Here is a 21401-nt window from a genome sequence, read left to right as displayed (position 1 = left end):
CGGCTGTTCTTGGGTTAATTGGAAACTGGGATCCAGCATTCATGCGGCCTTCGTACGTCCGCGACGATCGATGGGCCTAGCTAATGTCGGAAACACAGGCAGACATCCGCCGCACGCAGCATCACCTGCTGTGCCGAGAGCAAATCGCACAGAGGATGGATGATTTAAAAAACGCAACCATCGGCGAAGCTCCCCGCCACTGCTACCTCTGACCGGCGCTAGATCTGAGACGCTTGAACGCGCCTCGGCTTGAGGCTGGGGTTTGTCTACTAGACCGGGACCACTCCATATGGCAGCGCTGCAGCTGTTCTTTGAGCTCCCGCTGAACGTCGGTATCGGACAGACCCGCCGTTCCGTCGCAGGCGATCGGGTGGTGCCGATACACCGCAGGCCAGTCTCCCCTATCAGGGACAGTCCAAACTGTTAGCCTATGGCTTGAGGCAAGTCTGCAGGAAGTCTGTGTGTGCAATCAGCGCTCGGTAGAGCGAGATGCGCCAGTTCAACGGTCCCAAAGTCTGCTCCCAATTCTTGACAAATTCTCCCAAAAACCGACGCAGCACCACTACAGTCTTCGCCTCTCTGGAAAGCGCAGCATTTCGAATGGCAAGGAACTCAGTGTGCGCCTGGTCCTTGTACCTTGCGAGCAAACCCAGCTTCTGGAAGTGATTCGAGACGAGCTGGAACTCAGCTGCTCCAAACCCAGCTGGACAGACTAACTGAAATATCGACACCGGGACGAGCTTGCCGTTCTTCACTGACCATTGAACCGTGACGTCGAGCATCGGCACTGCAGGCAAAGAGTCGAGATAAAAATTGATGAATGTCCGGGTGTTGTTGGGCTGCAGCCAGATATCGGCCTTCTTGCCATTGCAGACGCCACAGCACGGCACCAAGTTGTACGAGTGGACGCTGTACTCGGGGAACTTCTCTTTTGGCAAATAGTGGTCAAACTGCCTGGGGCCACCGATGCCGCAGTAAGGGCAAACCTCTCGAATGCCTTCCGGCTGGCTGTCTAAAATCAGCGTCTTCAGTTGCTGCAGAGCCTTGGCCGTGGTCTCATAGCAGTGCAGCAGGTCTTCACGTTCAGTCTTCGTCCAAGTGCCCTGAGCCACACCACTGATGTCCGCCACTGTATAGGCAGCCTCAAAGACTCCATAGTGAGCTTGGACTACCGGTAGCATGTCCGTCAATCGGGCGCCTCGGTCACCGCTTTTCCCATCGACGATACCGGAAAAATGCTCTCTCGGGAGACCGGCTGCAAGGGTAAGCTTATGCATCCCCGTCCTCGTACAGCGAGGCAAGGTACGCCGTTGCGTGCAGGCTTAGCTGTTCGTCGAACATCTTGGCGACCGTGTCGAAATCGTGTTTCTTGGCCAGCGCCTGTAATGTCTTCTTATAGAAATTTGGAATCTCGACAGTCTCAAACACCAGGCGGGTCAGCTCGGCGATATTCTCCCCAAATGACTCATGGCCGAGGGGACTGCCAGTGGTGATGTTGCCTTCACGCTCAAACCGAATGACCCGCTTGCGGGGAACCTCCTGGATCACCACCGGTGAATGGGTCGCGATGATTGCGTACGAGTCGAACTCCTTCAGCAGTGCCTGCAAGGTCTGCATCAGCAGCGCAACTGCATTGGGATGCAGGTGAATTTCGGGCTCGTCGAAGATGACCAGCGACCCTTCCTTGAGGTAAGCCAGTGCAGCCGAAATGAAGTAGGCCAGGATGGACTGCCCGGAGCTCATGGTGGGCGGCAGGCTCTTCTCAAGCTCCTCGATGTGCTCCGTAATGGAGATAATTTTCTTCGGAACGCCCATTACGTTCGCAACGTGCTGCTCCCAATGGTCCTCACGGTCTTGTTCAACGATGCGCTTTAGGTACTCAAGGTGCTTCGCTTCAAGTGCTCGCCTAGAAATTCCGCCGCTGTCATCACGCACCCCGCAGTAGATATAGCTGAAGTACTTCTCCGGCTCGGGGCGCTGGAACTTGTCGAATGCGCTGAAGGACAACGCGATGACTCGTGAGAAAAGAGGTCTGGCAGGCTCAAAAGCAGACTCTACTTGGCTGGCTGTCTCTATCGACACCCGCTTTGTCGTCGCAAGGTCTCGTGCAAGCTGGGCTAAAAATTGAGTCTTCCCCACTCCGTTGCGACCAATGATCGCGAGGATTCGGCCTGGCACAGGGTCATCTGGCTGAAGGTCCACGTCTATGGACACTCCCTCTTCAGCGCCTGGAATCTTGCCCGAGTACATGAACCTATAGCCCTTCTCCAAGGGCCGCTCCTCAAGCGTTGCCAGTCCGTCGCGCAAAGCTAGCTTAGCATCATTGAATCGAATCAGCGAATTGCGGAAGCCACTCGACGTTTCGATTTCATCGAGCAACTGCGGCTTCACGACGACGTCGTTCAAAGCATCCAATACCTTGCGATGGGTTTTCGGGAGATGCTTGCGCATGTTCTCGTAGTACTCCAAGTCCTGACCAAGGCTAAAGAACTCAGGACCAAGAGAAGGGAACGAATCGGGGATCTTGGTGTTCCGACTGTTGGTCTGGAGAATCTTCACATCCCCAAGAACTTCTTTGCCCCCGCTCTTTTTGAACAGACAGAGGTGGTACAACGTCTCGAAGTTGTAGTCGTCCCAGTTGTCTACGATGTAAACGACACACGGGAGTTCTGCTCCCTGCGGCAGGACGTAGTCGCGGTTTTTAGTACTCTTGTAGAAATTCATCTCTCCTCCCTAAATTTTATTATATCTGGGCTTAAGACTGGCGAACACCACCGATCCACGAAGCGCGCGCAGATGACCGCTGCCGCCAATTTCAGCAGCGCTTCGTGGATATCCAGCCGTCGTTCAAAGCGGATTCGCAGCTTGCCAAAGCCTGCAAACCAGCTGTGCATCCACTCCACCACCCACTGGTGTTTGCCCAGGCGCTCGCTGCTCTCAATGCCTCGTCTGGCAATGCGGCCAATGATGCCCCGCTGCCTCAGGTGGGCTCGGCATCGCTTGAAGTCGTAGCCTTTGTCGGCGTGCAGCTTTGCCGGTCTTCTACGGGGACGTCCTGGCAGGCCAGCAATCGCAGGAGTCGCGTCCACGCACTTCTCGAATATCGTGGAGTCGTGCCGGTTCGCGCCGCTGACCAAGATCACCAGCGGGATGCCTCTGGCATCTACGACGATATGCCGCTTGGAGCCGAGCTTGCCTCTGTCAGTGGGGTTTGGGCCCGTTTCCTGCCCCTGGGGCTTGGTACCGAGGAGTCATCAATGCTGGCCCGGCTCCAATCGATTTGGTCATGTTCACGCAAGCAAGTCTGCATGGCTTAGTGCAGCGGCTCCCAGACACCAGCGGCGTTCCAGTCGCGCAAGCGCCCCCAGCAAGTCATGCCGCTGCCGTAGCCCAGCGATTGGGGAAGGTCTTCCCATGGAATGCCTGTTTGCGGCACGAACAAGATGCCGTTGAGGACGGCTTCATCGCTGACTGCGAGTTTGCGCGCATCGCCTTTGGCAGAAGGCACGAAGGCTGGGATCAGGGGTTGTAGCTGTAGCCACAGTTCTTTGCTTACGGGTCGTCATGCCATGAGGGCAGCGAGCGTAACTGCTCTGCGGGGGCCTGTGACGAAGTGGTGTTAGCCACTCTTTAGCATGTTTACGACTTTAATAAATCAAAACACCGGCCATCTCGCGGCGCGTACTGCACAGCATCCATGCTTTTTCCTATAATGCAGCGCAAAGAGATGGCGTGCCTCTAAAACCGCCGCACTAGTGCGGCTGATGACGCCTACAGAACCTGGCTTGTTCAGGGCTGTAGGCGCTCGCGCATGCAACTCGTCGTTGGTCAGGCCGATTAATTCGAGCTACCTGACCAATGCGCAAATTCCCCCATTTCGAACAGCTTGAACTGCTTCCCTATCTGGGCAAGTGGTTCATCTTCGCCACCCTCGTGGCGGCCCTGGCCGGCACCGCTTCCGCGTTCTTCTTGCTGTCCCTGGACCTGGCGACGGCCTGGCGTGAGGCCCATCCCTGGATCATCTGGCTGCTGCCCTTCGCAGGCATGGCAGTGGGCCTCGTTTACTTCCTGTTGGGCAAGCGGGTGGACGGCGGCAACAACCTGTTGATCGAAGAGATTCACGACCCCAAGCAGGTGGTGCCGTTACGCATGGTGCCGCTGGTACTGGGCGGCACCGTCATATCCCATCTGTTCGGCGCATCAGTCGGGCGCGAGGGCACCGCCGTGCAGATGGGGGGCGCTCTGGCCGACCAGCTGACGCATGTTTTCCGACTCCACCAAGACGATCGCCGCGTGCTGCTGATGAGCGGAATCAGCGCCGGCTTCGCTTCGGTCTTCGGCACGCCGCTGGCCGGGGCAGTCTTCGGTCTGGAGGTGCTGGCCATCGGCCGTATGCGCTACGACGCGCTGTTTCCCTGCATCGTGGCAGCCTTCGTAGCCGATCAGGTCTGCACCGCCTGGGGAGTCCACCACACCCACTACGCCATGAGCGCCGTGAACAATATCGATGCTTGGAGTGTGGTCGCCGTCATCATCGCCGGCATTCTCTTTGGCCTGGTCGGAATGCTCTTTGCCACCGCCGTGCACAAGATCGGCGCGCTGGTCAAACACCTGATCGCATACCCGCCACTGCGGCCTTTCTTCGGCGGCCTCGTCATCGCCACGGCGGTTTGGGCGCTCGACGCCTACCGCTACATCGGCCTGGGTATTCCGGACATCGCTCGCTCCTTCCAAGAGCCCATGCTGCCATGGGACTTCTTGGGCAAGCTGGTGTTCACGGTCGCCTCGCTGGGGACGGGCTTCAAGGGCGGCGAGGTGACACCGCTGTTTTACATCGGTGCGACCATGGGCAACGTCCTGGCGCCTTTGCTGCATATGCCGTTCGCGCTCATGGCCGCCATCGGCTTTGTTGCAGTATTCGCGGGGGCGGCGAACACGCCCATTGCTACTACCTTGATGGCGATGGAGCTGTTCGGCGCTGGCATCGGACCACTGGCGGCTATCGGCTGCGTCACCGCCTACCTGTTCTCCGGGCATGCAGGCATCTACCACGCCCAGCGCATTGGCCACAGCAAGCACCACAGGCGCAGCCTGACCGGGGCCGAAGTTCCACGCCGCGATGTGGAGGCAACCAAGACCAAGGATCCAGCATGATGAGCACCAAACCGGCCACGCTGGCAGCTCTGCGTCTGTACTTCCCGGGCGCTAGCACGGCCAAGGCCACGCGCTTCTGGCACCGCCTGAGCGCGCCTGCGCTGGCTCATCACCTGCTGGTTGCAGCAAAGAACGCGCACATCCGCCAGGCCATGCTGCATCGGGTCAGCTCGGGCTACCTGCCGGGCGAACGTCTCTCGCACAGCCATGCCGAAGTGCTCGACATGCGACATCCTCAATGCCTGGAACTGCTGGACTCTGAGCAGCGCTTGCGCGCCTTTATGCATGAGCACGCAGGCGAGCTGAACAAGGTGCACGCGGTCTTGCTTCTGGCCGAGCTTCCGCTTGGGCCGTTCCGGTTTCCGGGGGAGGCGCGCCGGGGTACCAAGCCGCCGCCGGATGAACAATGACGGCGAGGTGAGCGGCAATTGTTCGTTGTGAACCTGTTGTTGGTGCACAGATTCTGAGCGGCTGCAGCGGCTCGCATGCAGACCTTCACGAGCCCTTGACGGCCGCGGCGCATCAGCCCAGAGCCCCGTGCTTTCGCCGATCGCTCACTCCTCCCCCGTTCGGGAGGGGGCACAAACTAAAGTGCAGTGGCGCACCGAGTGCTCAGAGCCATTACGCACGTGCGCTTTCGGGTGAAGATTGGCTTCATCAGCGTTGGAGGTCCTGCTGGCCAGATTTCCACATGCAGGAGGAACTGGTGGGCTGCCGCCGCTGGATTTCCAAGAAGCGGTTCCTGCATGCGCTGAACTACAGCATGTTGCTGACCGGTCCGGACGCGCACCAGCTGGAGATCTACATCGGTTGGCTGTTGCACCGCACCTGGGGCGTAATCTTGGCGGGCGCGCATTGGAAACATCGAGTCTCTACAGTTGCGAAATAAGAGCTGGGCTAGTTCTGTTGGCGAGGTTTGATTTAAGCGAGTGTGTGGGATCTGCGTCGATTTAATTGACTCAACTCTCTGCGAGGCAGCACAGTTACACCCAATATACGAAACGGCGCACCACTTTTTCGTTCAAGGCGCTTGTGTCTCTGAATCTCGAGTGGATGATTCCGGCTCCAATTCTTTGGCTGCGGGGACTTCTAAAATATATCCCACACCCCTTCGAGTATGGAGTAGCTTCAACTCATGATTGTCGTCTAGCTTCTTTCGTAGTCTGCGTACTGCAACATCAACCATATTTTTCGTAAATTCGCCTTCTTTCTTCCAAACATGTACCGCCAGATACTCTCGGGATAAAACCCGTCCTGATCGACGCATGAATTCCAATAGCAACGAAAACTCACCTTTGGTTAGGTCAAGTCTCTTACCACCACGTTCTGCTCTTTGTTTCGACAAATCAAGCACGAGATCTTCTAAATTATAAAACTCTCTGTTTCTCAAGTCGCGCAGCAAGCCGGCTTTGATTTTTTCAACAATTTTTATGATCTCTTCGTTGTTTTTGATACGCGACATTGATAATGTCTTTTTATCTCTTAAAAATAGCTGGTGGCCAGTGTTATGTGTGATTTTTGTGATGGCCGAAACTGGGAGATATTTATCAGGGCCTTGCCTGCAGAATAACTCTACCTTCTCCAAATATGACTGTTTCTCATAAACCAGTATGATGGCAATATTATTGCTTATGGCGAACTTCATACCTGAGTCATAGTCGATAAATTCTTCTATTGTGAGCTCGAAATTATGCAAAGTCTCTCTGAGATATTGTGGAAAATCTTCATAAGATCTAATTACAACTATTCGCATTTATACATTTGCACCTAGAAGGATTCTTTTAGGATTTCTTTTTGCACCTTTGCCCATTTAGCCCCCACTCTGGTGCTTTCTCTTTCTTGGGAAGACGCTGAAGAAAAGAAAATTTTCTCCTGTACATGCAACTTCTGGAGCAACCTCCTCAGTTGCAGCGATCTCGCTCTAAGCGATCCTTCAAATATCGTGCTCTCCAACGAATTAGATGTAAAAAGAGCTGATGCGATATCAAGGCAGTTCATCGCATAAGTGCTAGTTGCAGGAATAACTCTTGGTTCGGAGAGCTTTCCCTTCGCAACGAGGGTGTTCTTTTCTAAAACCAAACCCCATGGCCGAATGGTGGTTGTAATATTCATGGACAGGGCTTCGAGCTTTGTCAGTCCAAAAGCTCTTGCCAGTCGCAGTCGCATCGCCAGCATGGGAGTAACGCTTTGGATTTCTAATATTGCTGCTTCGGCATCTTCTTCTAAGAGTGGCTAACACCACTTCGTCACAGGCCCCCGCAGAGCAGTTATGCTCGCTGCCCTCATGGCAAGACGACCCGTTAGCAAAGAACTGTGGCGACAGCTACAACCCCTGATCCCAGCCTTCGTGCCTTCTGCCAAAGGCGGTGCGCGCAAACTCGCAGTCAGCGATGAAGCTGCCCTCAACGGCATCTTGTTCGTGCTGCAAACAGGCATTCCATGGGAAGACCTTCCCCAATCCCTGGGCTACGGCAGCGGCATGACTTGCTGGCGGCGTCTGCGCGACTGGAATGCCGCTGGTGTCTGGGAGCAGCTGCACCAAGCCATGCTGACTCGCTTGCGTGAACATGACCAAATCGATTGGAGCCGGGCCAGCATTGATGGCTCCTCGGTACCAAGCCCCCGGGGGGCCAGGAAACGGGCCCAAACCCCACGGACAGAGGCAAGCTCGGCTCCAAGCGGCACATCGTCGTAGATGCCAGAGGCATCCCGCTGGTGATCTTGGTCAGCGGCGCGAACCGGCACGACTCCAAGATGTTCGAGAGGTGCGTGGACGCGATTCCTGCGATTGCTGGCCTGCCAGGACGTCCCCGTAGAAGACCGGCAAAGCTGCACGCCGACAAAGGCTACGACTTCAAGCGATGCCGAGCCCACCTGAGGCAGCGGGGCATCATTGGCCGGATTGCCAGACGAGGCATTGAGAGCAGCGAGAGGCTGGGCAAACACCGGTGGGTGGTGGAGAGGACGCACAGCTGGTTTGCAGGCTTTGGCAAGCTGCGAATCCGCTTTGAACGACGGCTGGATATCCACGAAGCGCTGCTGAAACTGGCAGCGGCGATCATCTGTGCGCGCTTCGTGGATCGGTGGTGTTAGCCACTCTAAGCCAGAAACAGGAAGTACGAAGGAGCAAAGCAAAGTCTTAGCCAGTGAATCCCCTTTGTGGGCAGAAGAATGAAGTAACTTCATTCCGGTTGCCATTGAATCTATATCCAAGGATTCTCTGAGAATAATTATTCCGAGGCAGCGTTCTGCTTCTACAATTCCATGTTTTGCCGCCTTTTCGAGGCAAAATTTTGCCATTGTTGGATTTGCTACAGAGCTGCGGTAATCGGAGCAAATTCTAAATAGATGCAGCCAAGCGATAGACATGCCAGCATCGGCGCATCGCAAGAGGAGTGCAACGGATTTCCTGAGATTTTGTGAGCGCACAAGTCGATCCGCCGGTAAATGACCGCATGGATATCCGGCTAGTGATCTTCCCAAAATATGGCACGCATTGAGATCGCCATTTGCAGAGCATCGCTCTAAGCTCTGCTCGATCATACTCTTGGATAGACAACCCAAATCGCGCCTAAATTTCTCTGCATACGCAACAATGTCGCATATCAGCTGATGAAAAACTGGGTCAAGCGCAACAGATCGGCAGCTCATTGAGAGCATTGATATCATCTGTATGCTCTTGTCGAGGCGATTTTCATCTAGTGCGGATCGAGCCTCGCTTTCGATGACATAAGAGACATCTTTCGGATTAATAACACGTAGTGCATATAAGGATTCCAATATCTTGGAAACAGATGGAATTTGACTATCGATAGCATTGCTCTCAATAAGTCTGGTCTGGCATCGGCGTAGCCAGGAAATTCCCATATCTGGCTCGCAACGAAGAAAGTGCCAGGCTGACAACTTTAATCTAGCGATCTCATCCACTTCAGCAGCTTGCCTAAGAGCGAAAGCCAGGTCCTCGCTGATGAGCTCTCGGAGCGATAGATTTTTTGCTAAGCAGGAAGCAACTCTTTGTTCGGCTTTTGGGATCGCCAATCTGAGATAAGAAATCCCGATGGAAGTATTTTTGGCTATCCCAGGTGAGCCTGTTAAATATGCTTCACCAAGCTTTAAGCATGCCTCTGTATCCCCAGTCTTCGCAAGCTGCCTGAGCTGTAAATCCTCTCTCCGCATCACATCTCCCGGAATCACTATAAGTTGAGCAAAAAATCCGAATCCTAGTTTTTCAAAGACACTAACAAATTTGTGATGGCATATTCCACTCAAAAAAATGACATATTTGCAATTTTCATGAAACGCTATGCCTCGGAACTATCAGAAATCAGATCTGCAGCTTGAGATGTTGGAAAGAGGGTTCATGAACGATGGAAATGCGCAGTTTTGGCTTGCGCAAACATGCTCATTCCTTTTCACTGAGCGATATTTTTTTGTGTGACGTTTAGGATTCCGTTTGATGGCCTAAGCAGGCATCAACCTACCGCTTTCTTAAGGAAACTGATCATGAACCTCAAACATATAGTTGCGTTGTCGCTGGCAGGCATTGCTGCAAGTGCAAGTGCTCAATCCTCCGTCACCCTGTTTGGTATCGTTGACGTGAACACGCGTTACGTGAACAACAGCAATCTTCCAAGCAACCTGACGATGAACAACAGCGGTCTGTCGTCCGGCCGCTTCGGTTTTCGTGGCGTAGAAGATCTTGGCGGAGGCCTGAAAGCTGGTTTCTGGCTTGAGTCTGACGTTAATGCCGATACCGGCACCTTCAGCTCGACGGGAAAATTCTTCCAGCGTCGCTCGACGATCAGCCTGATGGGCAATTTTGGTGAAGTTCGCCTGGGTCGCGATTTCTCGCCTGCTTCCATCAATGCAACCAAGTTCGATCCCTTCAATGTGATCGGCCTGGCCGGCTCCAACGTCACCAGCCGCTTGCCTGGCACAATCGCGTCGTACTATCGTTACGACAATGCCATTCAGTACTTCTCTCCGAAGTTCGCGGGTTTCCAAGCGGAAGCAATGTACGCTATGGACGAAGATCCGCTGACCAAAGTTGGTCGACACATGGCTGGGCGTTTGGCCTATGACAACGGTCCTCTGAGCCTCTCGCTTTCGTACGGTGCAACCGATGTCACGACTGCTGGTGCCAAGCTCAAGCAATATGGTGCAGCAGCGTCGTACAACTTCGGTGTAGCGACTCTGATGGGTTATTTCCAGCGTGACGATCTGCCCTTTGGAACTTATGGCTCTCGTGCTGCGGGCTCAGAAGATCGCTGGCAAGTTGGTGTGACGGTGCCTGTGGGCAAGGACTACATCCGAGCTTCTTATGTGCGCACCGATTCGCGTAAGGGCCCCGTTGGGTACAACCAGAGCGATGCTAACAAGTACGCAATCGGCTACGTCCACAACATGTCGACTCGTACGGCTGTCTACGGCACTATCGCCCGTATCACGAACAAGGGTGGTGCGAACTTCAGCTTGGTCGGCGGGGCGTCTGGTCTGGCTGGAGGCGGTAGTTCTACTGGCGCAGAAGTCGGTATTCGTCATTCCTTCTAAAGAGCCAGGTTTTCAGTCTGCAATGTGACAGGAAAGTAACTGTCCAGCTTGCAAATTTAAATGTTGGCTCGGTTACAGTGAATGCCATGGAGTTAGCGCTCCATGGCATTTTTTTATAGGAAAGGAGTCTCCAATGAAGTCCACTCTGTCGCTTGCCGCTGTTGCCATGATGCTCGTTACGAGCCAAGCATGGGCGGATACTTTCCCTACCGGAAAGTCTTACTACGGCTCTGAGGTTCAGTCTCCGAATTTTCGAACGATAGACCTTTCTCAGAAAAAACCAATAAACATAAATTGTGGAGAAATTATTCAGTTTTCGAGCAACGGAAAGACGTTCATCTGGAAGGCTGATTCAATTTACCATTCTGAAGTACCGATTGCAAAATTTGCTCCCAAGGGTTTTGATGCCCAAGGCAGGTCGATGTTTGTTGCCCCCAATGAATATGAGTATGGTGGGTAATCTGTCTGCCATCTAAAAAATAGCCCACCGTAGGTGGGCTATTTTTAATTGAAAAGTCGGATGTTGTTGTATATGGTAGCCGTCCATAGCGCCAAGCATAGCAGTATGCCCATCAGCACTGCCGCACTACCTAGGTCCTTTGCTCTTCTAGAGAGTTCGTGCTCTTCGGAGCCTACCCTGTCTATTGCAGATTCGATAGCAGAATTGAGAACTTCTATTAACATCAAGACCCAGATGCTTGCGATAAGTAGAAACTTCTCCAGCCAACCGTTTCCAATCAACAATGCCAAAGGTGTGGATATGACAAATATCTTGCACTCTAGCCTGAATGCTTTTTCATGCCAAGCATCTAGGATGCCTCGCCAGGAGTAACGCGTTGCGTGAATTAGTCGGTTTAGTCCTTTTCGGCTCTTCTGCTGATTGACGAAAATATTAGGCTTGGTAGAGTTGTTTTTCACAATAGTGGCTGCGGGGGTGAGATTCAAATTTTGAGAAGAAGGTGTACATCAGTGCTGATATGTACCAGCAGATTGCTAAAGACCAGAGGTCATGGGATGCAAAATGAGCGCCTCGAAACTGCTGCGTCAGGCCAAAGATCAATCCGGACAATATTCCAATGGCGAGGCCCAGCCATCGGTACGATGGTTTAACCATTAGGTAGAAAAAATAGAGACTAATCCATGCATATCCAGCACTAGCATGCCCGGCAGGAAAGCATTTTCCTCGCCCGAGGCCTGAGGGCCTGGTCTCAAATAGCCCTACAAATGGGCGATCCCCTCCGTAGTCCACCAGGCTCCAAGGGCAGTCCATGTTAGTTAGTGATTTTAATAAGCTTATTGCTACCACACTCGCTATTATGGTAAGCAGCAAATAGCACAATGGCGTTCTCCACAACCGAATGTATGGCGCACATTTAAGAAAAGATATAGTGTAGAGGCAGAAAACTGTTATTGCTGCAAGGATGCTTGCAATCTTTCCACCTCGATGAAGTATTGTTGACGCGAGCCAGTTATCGACAAACCTCCATTCATGGCCTTGCATTCCGTATATAGAATCAGCAAGCCATTGATCACCTCCTCCTGCCATGAGCACATATGACATAGCAATTATTGGGAGGAATGGTGTGAAGATATGGGTGATCAGAAACTGGTGTCGCTGGGAATCTATATAATTTCCCAATTGTTCTTGAAACATATTTTTTATTCTGAGGCCGCACTGCAGGGCCGATGCCCCAATTAGAACTGGCCCGTATCGAAGGGCCAGTTTTTCAGACTATGTGGTCAGCACCGATCAAACCTGCTGCTTCTTGTAGGCTAGCAAACGTAGTGCATTGAAAACCACTAATAGGGTTGATCCTTCATGGACCGCAACCGCAGCACCAATACTGAGTCCCATAATAGTAGCCGGAACTAGAACCGCGACTATGCCTAAGCTCACGAAGACATTCTGTCGTATGACTGATCTGGTGTGTCGACTCAGGCCTACCGCAAAAGGCAAGTGCTTTAGATCATCTGCCATTAATGCGACATCTGCTGTTTCTAGAGCCACGTCGGAACCGGCAGCTCCCATTGCAATTCCTACAGTGGAGTTCGCCATGGCGGGGGCATCGTTAACACCATCTCCAACCATGGCGACTTTAGTATTTTTCTTTAGATCCCGTATTGCCTTAACTTTGTCTTCTGGCATGAGGTCACCCCAAGCCTCGTCTAGGCCCACCTCTTTAGCAATCGCATCCGCAACCTTTTGATGGTCACCAGAGATCATTATCATTCTGGAAATACCTAGACGACGCAGTTCTTGCAGTGCTTCCTTCGCTCCAGGCCTCGGAGTATCTAGTAGACCGATAGCTCCTAGCTCTTTATCATCAAACCGAACAAACATTGTTGTTCGGCCATCTTCTCGGAGTTTGTCTATTATGAATTTTGACTGACTGCTTAGACTGGGAATTCCCTCAGTGCCGAACATCTCGGCCTTACCGATCCAAACCGGTTTGGAGTCGATGGTCGCCTTCACTCCACGGCCAATCAAATTGTTGAGATCGACGGCATTCAGGCGGACCGGCACGGTGATGCGGGCGCCTGCATCTTTCACAATTGCTACAGCAAGAGGGTGATCGCTGAGAGACTCAACTGCTATGGCCACTTCTAGCAGTTCTTCCTGCGTAACTCCTTCCAGCGGTACTACATCGGTAATCCTTGGCTGACCTTCGGTCAATGTTCCGGTTTTATCAAAGGCAATTGCGTTCAGCGATCCAAGTTCTTCTAGAGGAGCTCCACCTTTGATCAGTACGCCTCCTCGAGCTGCGCGGGCTATACCGGACAGCACAGCGCTTGGTGTGGCTATTGCGAGCGCACATGGGCTGGCGGCGACCAGTACAGCCATCGATCTGTAGAAGCTCTCTCGGAATGACTCGTCAACAACAACCCACGCAAAAAGCAGTAAAAATGCGAGCAGCAGAACCGCTGGGACAAATACCTTCTCGAATTTCTCGGTGAAGCGCTGAGTCGGTGACTTCAAGGTCTCGGCTTCGCTAACCATTTTCACGACTCTGGCCAGTGCTGAGTCTGAGGATTTTTTGGTTACCTCAATTTCGATACCACTAGCTCCATTAATCGTTCCGGCAAAAACCTTTGATTCCGATCCGACAATATCGGGCTTTGCTCTGGCTCTATCAATATCAGCAACAGCTCGTTTGTCAACTGGAATGCTTTCGCCGGTAACTGGAGCTTGGTTGATGGCAGAGTTGCCGCGTACGATGAAGCCATCGGCCGCAATGCGCTCATTTGGCTTAATGAGGACAGTGTCGCCTACGACCAGTTCTTCGACAGGAATTTCGCGGGCCTCGCCGTCTCTCCGAACTGTTGCTTTATCAGGTGCTAGCTCTGCGAGTGCTTCAATTGCACGCTTGGCGCGGCCCATCGCGTAGTGTTCGAGGGCATGACCAATGCTGAAAAGAAAAAGTAATAATGCACCTTCTGCCCAAGAGCCCAGAGCAGCAGCGCCCGCTGCAGCTACAAGCATGAGGGTATCTATTTCAAACCTCTTAAGTTTGAGGTTCTCTATTGCTTCTCTTAAGGTGAAGAATCCACCAAAAAAGTATGCTAATACGAAGCAGCTAATTGGTAGCCAAGATGGTGCATTGGCTACAAATTTTTCAATGACCACCCCCAATCCTAGTAGCGCGCCGCAGGTGATCGCGAAAATCATCTCGGCATTTTCTCCCAAAATGCCATTCCCATGATCATGCTTATGATCCGATTCGGATTTTGAATGCTCGTGACCCTTTGGGGCAGAAGGATTAGCAGCCTTCGACCGAACTGGCGTAACGTTCAACTCTTTTAGTGCCTCCAAAATATCAGCTTCTTTTATTTTTGACTTGTCGAAGTCGATATGAACTTGTCCAGTTGCGCTTACTTGCACTTCCAGAACACCACTCAATTCGCTGAGTTTGGCCTCAACGGTTTGGGCCTTGCGCGCGTGCTTGATTCCATCTAACTCGAGCAGAAAATGGCCCCATCGGTCGGTGATCCTGGAGCCAGCTGCTTGAACTAGTTCGCGTATCCGAACTAATGACAGCTTATCTGAATCATAGTGTATGCAAAGCTTAGGCCATTCACCATCCTGTCCAGGCTCAAGATGTACTTTCTCAACCCCATCCCTTCCTTCAATATCATTTAACAATCTTCTTACTAGAAGATCCTCGCTCGAGGAAATCGATGGCAGCACTACTGGTATGTCTAGACGCAGTTTTTTTGTCATGATGTTTAGGCGAAGACAGGAAGAAATCGATACTTGCTTCGCAGCGTACTAGTTGGCGCAGGCAACGTCAACTTAGGAAGCCGCGCGTCCGCATTGAGGGCAAAATTTTGCGCCAGGCGTGATAGTTGCATCGCAACCTTGGCAAACTAATGAAAGTCCGCATTGTCGGCAGAAGCGGCTCGTCGCTGAATTGATCGTTCTACAGGTTGGACATGCATATCCGACTTCTCCATAACTCCCCCTTTGTGCGGGCTGATTGTATTGATTGTGATGACCGCCATTTTTTTGGTGATGGCCACCATTATTGTTATGTTGAATTTTTCCAAATAGCCATTTACTGATACCCATGATTCAATTTCCTTGAAGCGAGATTTAATTATTTAATCATTTTGGCTAGCATATCGCCAATTTCAGAATACTCTTCTACCGCTTGTTTCATTGCAAGCTCTGTCCGAATTGCATTGTCAATAAAGCTGGCTCTTTCTTGGTCTAAGTCGACAGTATTTCTGTCGAGAGAATTTTGTGATGCCGGACGGAAGGCGACTTGTGTGTCATAAATAGATTTCATCTCAGAGCTGGGAATGTGACCCTTGCTGGTGCTACTAACGGACAGCATTGTTGCGTTGCTCCGTTCAAGTGCTTCTTTGAAATCAAGGTCCTTTGCCTGGTACCCAGGTGTATCTGCGTTGGCTATATTACTTGCAATAATCGCAAGTCTTTGAGTTCTTATCTTTAGAGCTATATCTTCAAAACGAACTTCACTCATTTCATGCCTCCAGTAAAATCCTCTTTCGAGGTGATTGCCATTTCATCGTTGACGGTCAAAGACTGGTTAAATATGATAGTGGACTGGCTAATTTGATTGGGTTACATATTTGTTATGTTGGCGACCGACTCTTTCTTCATGCATGGTGCAGTGATGTCTAGAGATTTCTCATAAACAGCTGTTTGAACGTTCATTAATCCAAGTACAGTATGAAAGTAGTTATCATGACTAATGGCTCTGTCGTTGTTTTTCTCTGCAATGCAGGATAGGTTTTTTTGTCTGGATGCCATCATGGATTCGGAGAGCCAAACTATCCACGGTATATTTTTCTGTACGTTGGGCGCTATTGAGTATGGGAGGCCGTGAAGATATATGTTATTTTCACCCAGTGATTCTCCATGGTCAGAGACGTAAATCAATGCAGTGGGGGTTGATGGGAATTTGTTTTTCAGCCACTCGATAGAGCTATTTATGAAGTGATCCGTTTCGACAATACTGTTGTCGTAGGCGTTTATAACCTCTTGCTGTGTACATTGCTGCAGAGATGCTGATTTGCATTCGGGCTGGAAAGGCTTTCTCTGCATGCTTGATCTCTTGTAATAGGCGGGTCCATGGCTACCCATCTGGTGAAGCACGATCACCTTGCCTTTATCTCCTGTATTTGTTGGAGGCCATTTAATACGCTCTTCAAGAGAGTCCAGCATGGCTGCATCTTGGCAAACACCTTCTTTGTCACATAGAGGGTTGTTTGGTTGATGCTTGAATTGTTCGTTTGCGACCCTTGCGCAAATGCCCTTGCACCCGGACTGGTTGTCGAGCCAGAAGACGGATAGCCCGGCGCGACTCAAGACATCGAGCATGTTTTCGTAATTTTGCTTTCTGGAGAAATATTTTTCTCTACTCATGTGAGAGAACATGCAGGGAAGCGACTCAGCTGTACTCGTCCCGCAAGACCAAGCATTTTTCGATGAGAAGATATCTGTACGTTGGGACAACTGCGGAGTTGTATTCCTTTCGTACCCGTTTAATCCAAAGCTTTCTGATCGTGCAGTTTCACCGACTACTAGTAGTAGGATGGGCGCGGCTGTAGTTTCTGCAGGGGGTGTAATTATTTTGGCGTCTTGGCCTATTTTAGAAAGCTCAGCATTTGTCCGTTCTAATGGATTTGTGGCAACCTTAATTGTTGAGTAAAAGGTATTTAGTGGGTTTATCAGATATCTCATCTTTGTATGATTTCTCATCGTCGAGGAGAATGGCTGATAAATTAAAAATATGCACAAAATTGAAAATACTAAGCCCGTTGCTGACAAAGCAATGGAGGTGGCTAACGACCCAACTGCAGTAGTCTTCTTTACATTCGCAAGACATATGAACGCGATCGGTACTGCAGAAAGCATAACTACGGTAAGCAGCATTTGTACGCTTACGAGATCGCTCGCCTCAGCCACATCCGTTTGTATTGTGTTCCTCACCATGCCGGGATCAATGACTATCCCGTAGTTCAGCATGAAGTAGCTTGTGATAGACGCTGTAAGTATCGAAAAAATCAACACTGGCTTTAGCAGCCGTCCCCAGGCGAAGATTGCGATGAGTGATATATTTAATGCAGCGACTGCCGTTAGAAACCCTGTAAAGAACTTGGCATCGACACCTTCAGGCAGTTGGCTCAGAGCTTTCCACAATGGAATATTTCCAATGGTCGCGATCCACAGTCCTGTCGCAATGATTAAAAGAGCTGGGCCAACTGTCAGGTGCGCTGATATTTTCTGTAGAAAGCTTTGATTATTATTTTTCATGACTAGCTCTTTTGCTTGAGCCAAACGCAGAAAGCCTTCCTCAAGAGAACGTTGTTCTAAAGAGGAAGGCATAATCTGCTTTTCTATGCGCGACTATTTTGTCATTGCTGATGACAGATAGCCACGTCTTTTTTGATGGTATACGGCTGTCGTGTTAAGCGATTTCGTGCTTAACCGCCCATCGAACGCTGACGGGCGTCGCGCTCAGCAGGAGTTTCCCTCAGCAGCTCGTTAATTACTTCTTCGCGTGTCTTGCCTGTAGTAGGTTGCTTCGAGGCCGCCGGGTAAACTCCCGTATTAAAACGATTGGTACCACCCTCACGGACAGCCGCTGCAGCTTCAGCTTGAACTTGTTCACGGGTTTTTTCGCCCTTGAAATGCTCCGGGTAAGTCTTCACCCCCGCTTCGTTGTTGGCAGGGTGCTGGTAGCTTTCTGCCGAGGCGGTACCAGGGAGAACGAACGCCGCCGAAGCGACCAATGCTGCAATAAAAGATGCAGAGTAAAAACGACGGTGCTTCATTGGATTTCCTTTCAACAGAGTTTTGATTCTCTTCTCGAGATTTGGATCTATCTCAAGTCGATGGCTCTACTGTAGAAAAATGCCCCCCACAGGACGCACACATTGCAGTGACAAAGCTGTAATCTTGTTGACACAAAAAAAGGCCATGGCATTAAGCCATGACCTGTAAAAGGCGATCGCTGTCCCAGTTACACGATCGCCACCTCGCCAGAGGACGATGCTCCACTCTCGGGGTTCCCTTGACCTTCACTTTCTGAAGGGTCGTTCCTGTGTATGAGTCGGTACAGCAAAGGCAGCACTAAGAGCGTGAGGATCGTTGAGGACAGAATCCCTCCGATCACCACGGTGGCCAGGGGACGCTGCACTTCAGCTCCAGTACCCGTGGCGATGGCCATGGGGACGAACCCAAGTGAGGCGACCAGGGCGGTCATCAAGACCGGCCGCAGCCGGGTCAGGGCTCCCTCAGTCACGGCGTCAGCTACGTTTCGACCCTCTTCACGCAATGTACGGAAGTAGGAGATCATCACCAGGCCGTTGAGCACTGCCACACCGGATAGCGCGATAAAACCCACAGCTGCCGTAATCGACAACGGGATGTCGCGCAGCCATAGCGCCAAGATGCCTCCCGTTAGCGCAAACGGAATACCCGTGAAGACGATGAGGCCGTCACGAACGTTGCCGAACATTGCGAAGAGCAGCACGAACACCATCAAAAGTGCAACGGGTACGACGATCAGAAGTCTCTGTCGAGCGGACTCCAGGTTCTCAAACGTACCTCCCCAACGGGTCCAGTAGCCAGCCGGCAGTTGCAAGCTCTCCAGGCGCTGCTCTGCTTCGCCCACAAAGGACCCGATGTCACGTCCGCGCACGTTTGCGCTGACGACGATGCGTCGTTTCCCATCCTCTCGGCTGACTTGGTTGGGACCAGGCGCCGTCTCAAAGGTCGCAACGGAAGACAAAGGGACGAAGCCAACTCGGCCATCTGCTCCCTTTGGCAAGGCGATGGGAAGGCGGCTCAGCGCTTCCACGTCATTGCGGATGTTCTCCGGCAGGCGCACTTGAATGTCGAAGCGCTTATCGCCTTCGAACACGATCCCCGCTTCTCCTCCGCCCAACGCAACGCTGATGGTGTCCTGTACGTCACCCATGTTCAGCCCATAGCGTGAAGCCTTCTCACGGTCAATTTGAACGGTGAGCATGGGCAGGCCTGTCGTCTGTTCAACCTTAACCTCAGAGGCGCCTTGGATCTGCTGAAGCATCCCTGCCACTGTTTGGGCGTTCTTCTCCAGGACGGCCATGTCGTCACCAAAGATCTTGACGGCGACGTCGCTGCGCACGCCCGAGATCAGTTCGTTGAAGCGAAGCTGAATCGGCTGCGAAAACTCATAGTTGTTGCCTGGCACTCCGTCAGCAGTCTTCTGGATGGCAGCGAGCAGGTCATCGCGTGAACGAGATGGATCTGGCCACTGGTCCTTGGGCTTGAGCATGATGTAGCCGTCGGAGATGTTGGGAGGCATCGGATCCGAAGCGATCTCGGCAGTACCTGTACGAGCGAACACTCGATCGATCTCGGGGAACTCCTTTTTCAGAGTATTTTCGATCTGGATCTGCATCTCCAAGGACTGCGTGAGGCTGGTGCCTGGTATGCGCAGCGCCTGTATGGCGAAATCACCCTCGTTGAGATTAGGAGCGAACTCGCTACCAAGGCGCGTCGCAAGCAGAAGGCTGAGCGCGACCGCCACGCCTGCTGCTGTCAACACCACTGCTGGAGCCGCCATAACGCGGGCAAGCACAGGCGAGTACGCCTGCCGAGCCCAGCCCATGATGCGGTTTTCCTTTTCGGCCACTTTGTCGCCCATGAACAGGGCCACAGCCGCAGGAATGAACGTGATGGACAGCAGCATGGCGCCGGCCAAGGCAATGACCACAGTCAACGCCATGGGATGGAACATCTTGCCTTCCACCCCTGTGAGGGCAAAGATGGGCAGATAGACCACCATGATGATGAGCTGGCCGAAGAGCAACGGACGCCGAGCTTCCTTGGCGGCAGCAAACACTTCATGAAACCGCTCACTGCGAGTCAAGGGGCGGCCGCGCGCTTCTTGCGCATGGGCCAAACGGCGTACACAGTTTTCCACGATCACCACGGCGCCATCGATGATGATGCCGAAGTCGAGAGCTCCCAAGCTCATGAGGTTGGCACTGACTTTGTAGTACACCATTCCGGTGAAGGTGAACAACATGGACAGTGGGATGATCAACGCTGTGATCAGCGCCGCGCGCAGGTTACCCAGGAACAGGAAGAGGATGACCACCACCAGGGCGGCGCCTTCGAGCAAGTTCTTTTTGACGGTGGCAATGGCCTTGTCCACCAGGTTCGTACGGTCGTAGACCGTTACGGCTTTGACGCCTTCGGGCAAGTTGCGGTTAATTTCCCGCATACGAATATCGACGGCCTGGGAAACCTTTCGGCTGTTCTCTCCAATCAGCATGAACACCGTTCCCAGCACTACCTCGCGACCGTTGTCGGTGGCTGCGCCAGTGCGCAGCTCGCGGCCGAGGCCCACTTCTGCCAAGTCACGGATGCGAATAGGCTGACCCTGTGCAGAGCCAACGATGACCTCACGGATGTCTGCGATGCCCTTAACTTGACCAGGCGCACGGATCAAATATTGCTCGCCTTGGCGCTCGATGTAGCCAGCGCCGACGTTTGCATTGTTGCGCTGCAGCGCCGCCACGATGTCGGCCAGTGTGAAGCCGTAGGCAGAGAGCTTCTCAGGAGAGGGCGCGACGAGGTACTCCTTCGCGTAGCCACCAATTGAGTTGATCTCAGTAACGCCTGGCACGTTGCGCAGCTGAGGTTTGATCACCCAATCCTGGATCTCCCGCAAGTCCATAGGAGTGTAGGGAGACCCATCGGGCTTTTTGGCGTTTTCCTCCGCCTCAACGGTCCAGAGATAGATCTCTCCTAGGCCAGTCGATATCGGCCCTAAGGTGGGAGACACGCCGTCTGGCAGGCTCTCTCGGGCCTGTTGCATGCGTTCGCCCACGAGCTGGCGCGCGAAGTAGATGTCCGTGCCGTCCTTGAACACTACGGTAACCTGAGACAGGCCGTAGCGCGACAGCGAGCGCGTCTGCTCCAGGTTCGGCAGTCCAGCCATCACCGTTTCTATCGGGTAGGTGACGCGCTGCTCAGTCTCCAGCGGAGAGTAGCCGGGAGCCTGGGTGTTGATCTGCACCTGGACATTGGTGATGTCGGGCACAGCGTCGATGGCCAGGCGCTGGTAGCTAAAGATGCCCAGTGCTGCCATGCCGAAAACGGCGAGCAGCACAAGCCAGCGCTGCTCAATGGCAAAGCGGATGATGCGTTCAAACATGTAGTTCTCCGGTCCCCG

The 21401-nt window shown here is 52.5% G+C and carries 17 protein-coding genes, 2 pseudogenes and 1 riboswitch; of the genes and pseudogenes, 6 read left to right on the top strand and 13 right to left on the bottom strand.

The window, feature by feature from the left end; all coding sequences use genetic code 11:
• Nucleotides 1–428: 428 nt before the first annotated feature.
• The 3 genes and pseudogenes from DACI_RS08655 to DACI_RS31075 all read right to left on the bottom strand — a co-directional run bounded on the left by DACI_RS08655 (nucleotide 429) and on the right by DACI_RS31075 (nucleotide 3544).
• Entirely contained in the window at nucleotides 429–1277 is an 849-nt protein-coding gene (locus tag DACI_RS08655) for an HNH endonuclease (protein WP_016453766.1), read from the bottom strand.
• Nucleotides 1270–2724 carry an ATP-dependent nuclease gene (locus tag DACI_RS08650; RefSeq protein WP_012203663.1) on the bottom strand — a complete coding sequence of 485 codons (1455 nt, stop codon included), beginning with the start codon at nucleotides 2722–2724 and terminating at the stop codon, nucleotides 1270–1272. The genes DACI_RS08655 and DACI_RS08650 overlap by 8 nt, the downstream gene beginning before the upstream one ends.
• Nucleotides 2721–3544: pseudogene (locus tag DACI_RS31075) on the bottom strand (IS5 family transposase). The gene DACI_RS08650 and the pseudogene DACI_RS31075 overlap by 4 nt, the downstream one beginning before the upstream one ends.
• Before the next feature lie 170 nt (nucleotides 3545–3714).
• A riboswitch (Fluoride riboswitch) is annotated at nucleotides 3715–3781 on the top strand.
• A gap of 77 nt (nucleotides 3782–3858) precedes the next feature.
• Between DACI_RS31075 and DACI_RS08640 the strand changes: the two are divergent.
• The 3 genes and pseudogenes from DACI_RS08640 to DACI_RS32495 all read left to right on the top strand — a co-directional run.
• Nucleotides 3859–5154: a voltage-gated chloride channel family protein gene (locus DACI_RS08640; RefSeq protein ID WP_012203660.1), complete on the top strand. Its 1296-nt coding sequence runs from the start codon at nucleotides 3859–3861 to the stop codon at nucleotides 5152–5154.
• Nucleotides 5154–5564 carry a DUF190 domain-containing protein gene (locus DACI_RS08635; protein ID WP_017405063.1) on the top strand — a complete coding sequence of 137 codons (411 nt, stop codon included), beginning with the start codon at nucleotides 5154–5156 and terminating at the stop codon, nucleotides 5562–5564. Before DACI_RS08640 ends, DACI_RS08635 begins: the two co-directional genes overlap by 1 nt.
• 186 nt (nucleotides 5565–5750) lie before the next feature.
• Nucleotides 5751–6004 (top strand): annotated as a pseudogene (locus DACI_RS32495) (chromate transporter); the annotation flags it as partial.
• Between the two features lie 171 nt (nucleotides 6005–6175).
• Here the strand turns inward: DACI_RS32495 and DACI_RS31070 are convergent.
• Together DACI_RS31070 and DACI_RS31890 are read right to left on the bottom strand one after the other, a co-directional pair.
• A complete protein-coding gene (locus tag DACI_RS31070; RefSeq protein ID WP_225971062.1) occupies nucleotides 6176–6799 on the bottom strand; it encodes a winged helix-turn-helix domain-containing protein in 624 nt (207 codons plus the stop codon).
• A 122-nt stretch (nucleotides 6800–6921) separates the two neighbouring features.
• The gene (locus tag DACI_RS31890; protein WP_012203656.1) at nucleotides 6922–7329 is read right to left on the bottom strand and encodes a hypothetical protein; all 408 of its coding nucleotides are present in this window, start codon (nucleotides 7327–7329) and stop codon (nucleotides 6922–6924) included.
• Nucleotides 7330–7438: 109 nt separating this feature from the next.
• On the opposite strand from DACI_RS31890, the gene DACI_RS31065 reads away from it, so the two are divergent.
• The 3 genes from DACI_RS31065 to DACI_RS30715 all read left to right on the top strand — a co-directional run bounded on the left by DACI_RS31065 (nucleotide 7439) and on the right by DACI_RS30715 (nucleotide 11164).
• A protein-coding gene (locus DACI_RS31065; RefSeq protein WP_085930546.1) for an IS5 family transposase occupies nucleotides 7439–8247 on the top strand; the annotation gives its coding sequence in 2 pieces (ribosomal slippage) (nucleotides 7439–7769 and nucleotides 7769–8247; 810 coding nt in all).
• A gap of 1410 nt (nucleotides 8248–9657) precedes the next feature.
• Nucleotides 9658–10704: a porin gene (locus DACI_RS08615; protein ID WP_012203653.1), complete on the top strand. Its 1047-nt coding sequence runs from the start codon at nucleotides 9658–9660 to the stop codon at nucleotides 10702–10704.
• A 133-nt stretch (nucleotides 10705–10837) separates the two neighbouring features.
• Nucleotides 10838–11164: a CzcE family metal-binding protein gene (locus DACI_RS30715; protein ID WP_012203652.1), complete on the top strand. Its 327-nt coding sequence runs from the start codon at nucleotides 10838–10840 to the stop codon at nucleotides 11162–11164.
• Nucleotides 11165–11208: 44 nt separating this feature from the next.
• On the opposite strand, the gene DACI_RS30710 is transcribed toward DACI_RS30715, so the two are convergent.
• The 8 genes from DACI_RS30710 to DACI_RS08600 form a co-directional block, all read right to left on the bottom strand.
• On the bottom strand, nucleotides 11209–11622 hold the full coding sequence (locus DACI_RS30710) for a diacylglycerol kinase (RefSeq protein WP_012203651.1): 414 nt from the start codon (nucleotides 11620–11622) through the stop codon (nucleotides 11209–11211).
• Complete coding sequence (locus DACI_RS30705) at nucleotides 11597–12205, bottom strand: phosphatase PAP2 family protein (protein ID WP_225971096.1); 609 nt, start codon at nucleotides 12203–12205, stop codon at nucleotides 11597–11599. Before DACI_RS30705 ends, DACI_RS30710 begins: the two co-directional genes overlap by 26 nt.
• Before the next feature lie 249 nt (nucleotides 12206–12454).
• Nucleotides 12455–14923, bottom strand: coding sequence for a heavy metal translocating P-type ATPase (locus DACI_RS08610; protein ID WP_012203649.1), 2469 nt, complete (start codon nucleotides 14921–14923; stop codon nucleotides 12455–12457).
• Between the two features lie 72 nt (nucleotides 14924–14995).
• Nucleotides 14996–15271, bottom strand: a complete 276-nt coding sequence (locus DACI_RS32780) for a double zinc ribbon domain-containing protein (RefSeq protein ID WP_012203648.1) — start codon at nucleotides 15269–15271, stop codon at nucleotides 14996–14998.
• Between the two features lie 28 nt (nucleotides 15272–15299).
• Nucleotides 15300–15689, bottom strand: coding sequence for a flagellar basal body rod protein FlgB (gene flgB, locus DACI_RS30700; RefSeq protein WP_012203647.1), 390 nt, complete (start codon nucleotides 15687–15689; stop codon nucleotides 15300–15302).
• 101 nt (nucleotides 15690–15790) lie between these two features.
• Nucleotides 15791–17485: a phosphoethanolamine transferase gene (locus DACI_RS08605; protein ID WP_080518178.1), complete on the bottom strand. Its 1695-nt coding sequence runs from the start codon at nucleotides 17483–17485 to the stop codon at nucleotides 15791–15793.
• A 170-nt stretch (nucleotides 17486–17655) separates the two neighbouring features.
• Nucleotides 17656–18006 (bottom strand): DUF4148 domain-containing protein, encoded by a 351-nt coding sequence (locus DACI_RS30695; RefSeq protein ID WP_012203645.1) that lies wholly within the window; start codon nucleotides 18004–18006, stop codon nucleotides 17656–17658.
• A 188-nt stretch (nucleotides 18007–18194) separates the two neighbouring features.
• Nucleotides 18195–21383, bottom strand: coding sequence for an efflux RND transporter permease subunit (locus DACI_RS08600; protein ID WP_012203644.1), 3189 nt, complete (start codon nucleotides 21381–21383; stop codon nucleotides 18195–18197).
• Between the last annotated feature and the right edge of the window lie 18 nt (nucleotides 21384–21401).

It is taken from the genome of Delftia acidovorans SPH-1 (genome assembly GCF_000018665.1).
Taxonomy (GTDB): Bacteria; Pseudomonadota; Gammaproteobacteria; order Burkholderiales; family Burkholderiaceae_C; genus Comamonas; species Comamonas acidovorans.
The sequence above is the reverse complement of the archived record's forward strand: the minus strand, read 5'-3'. Positions and strand labels throughout refer to the sequence as shown.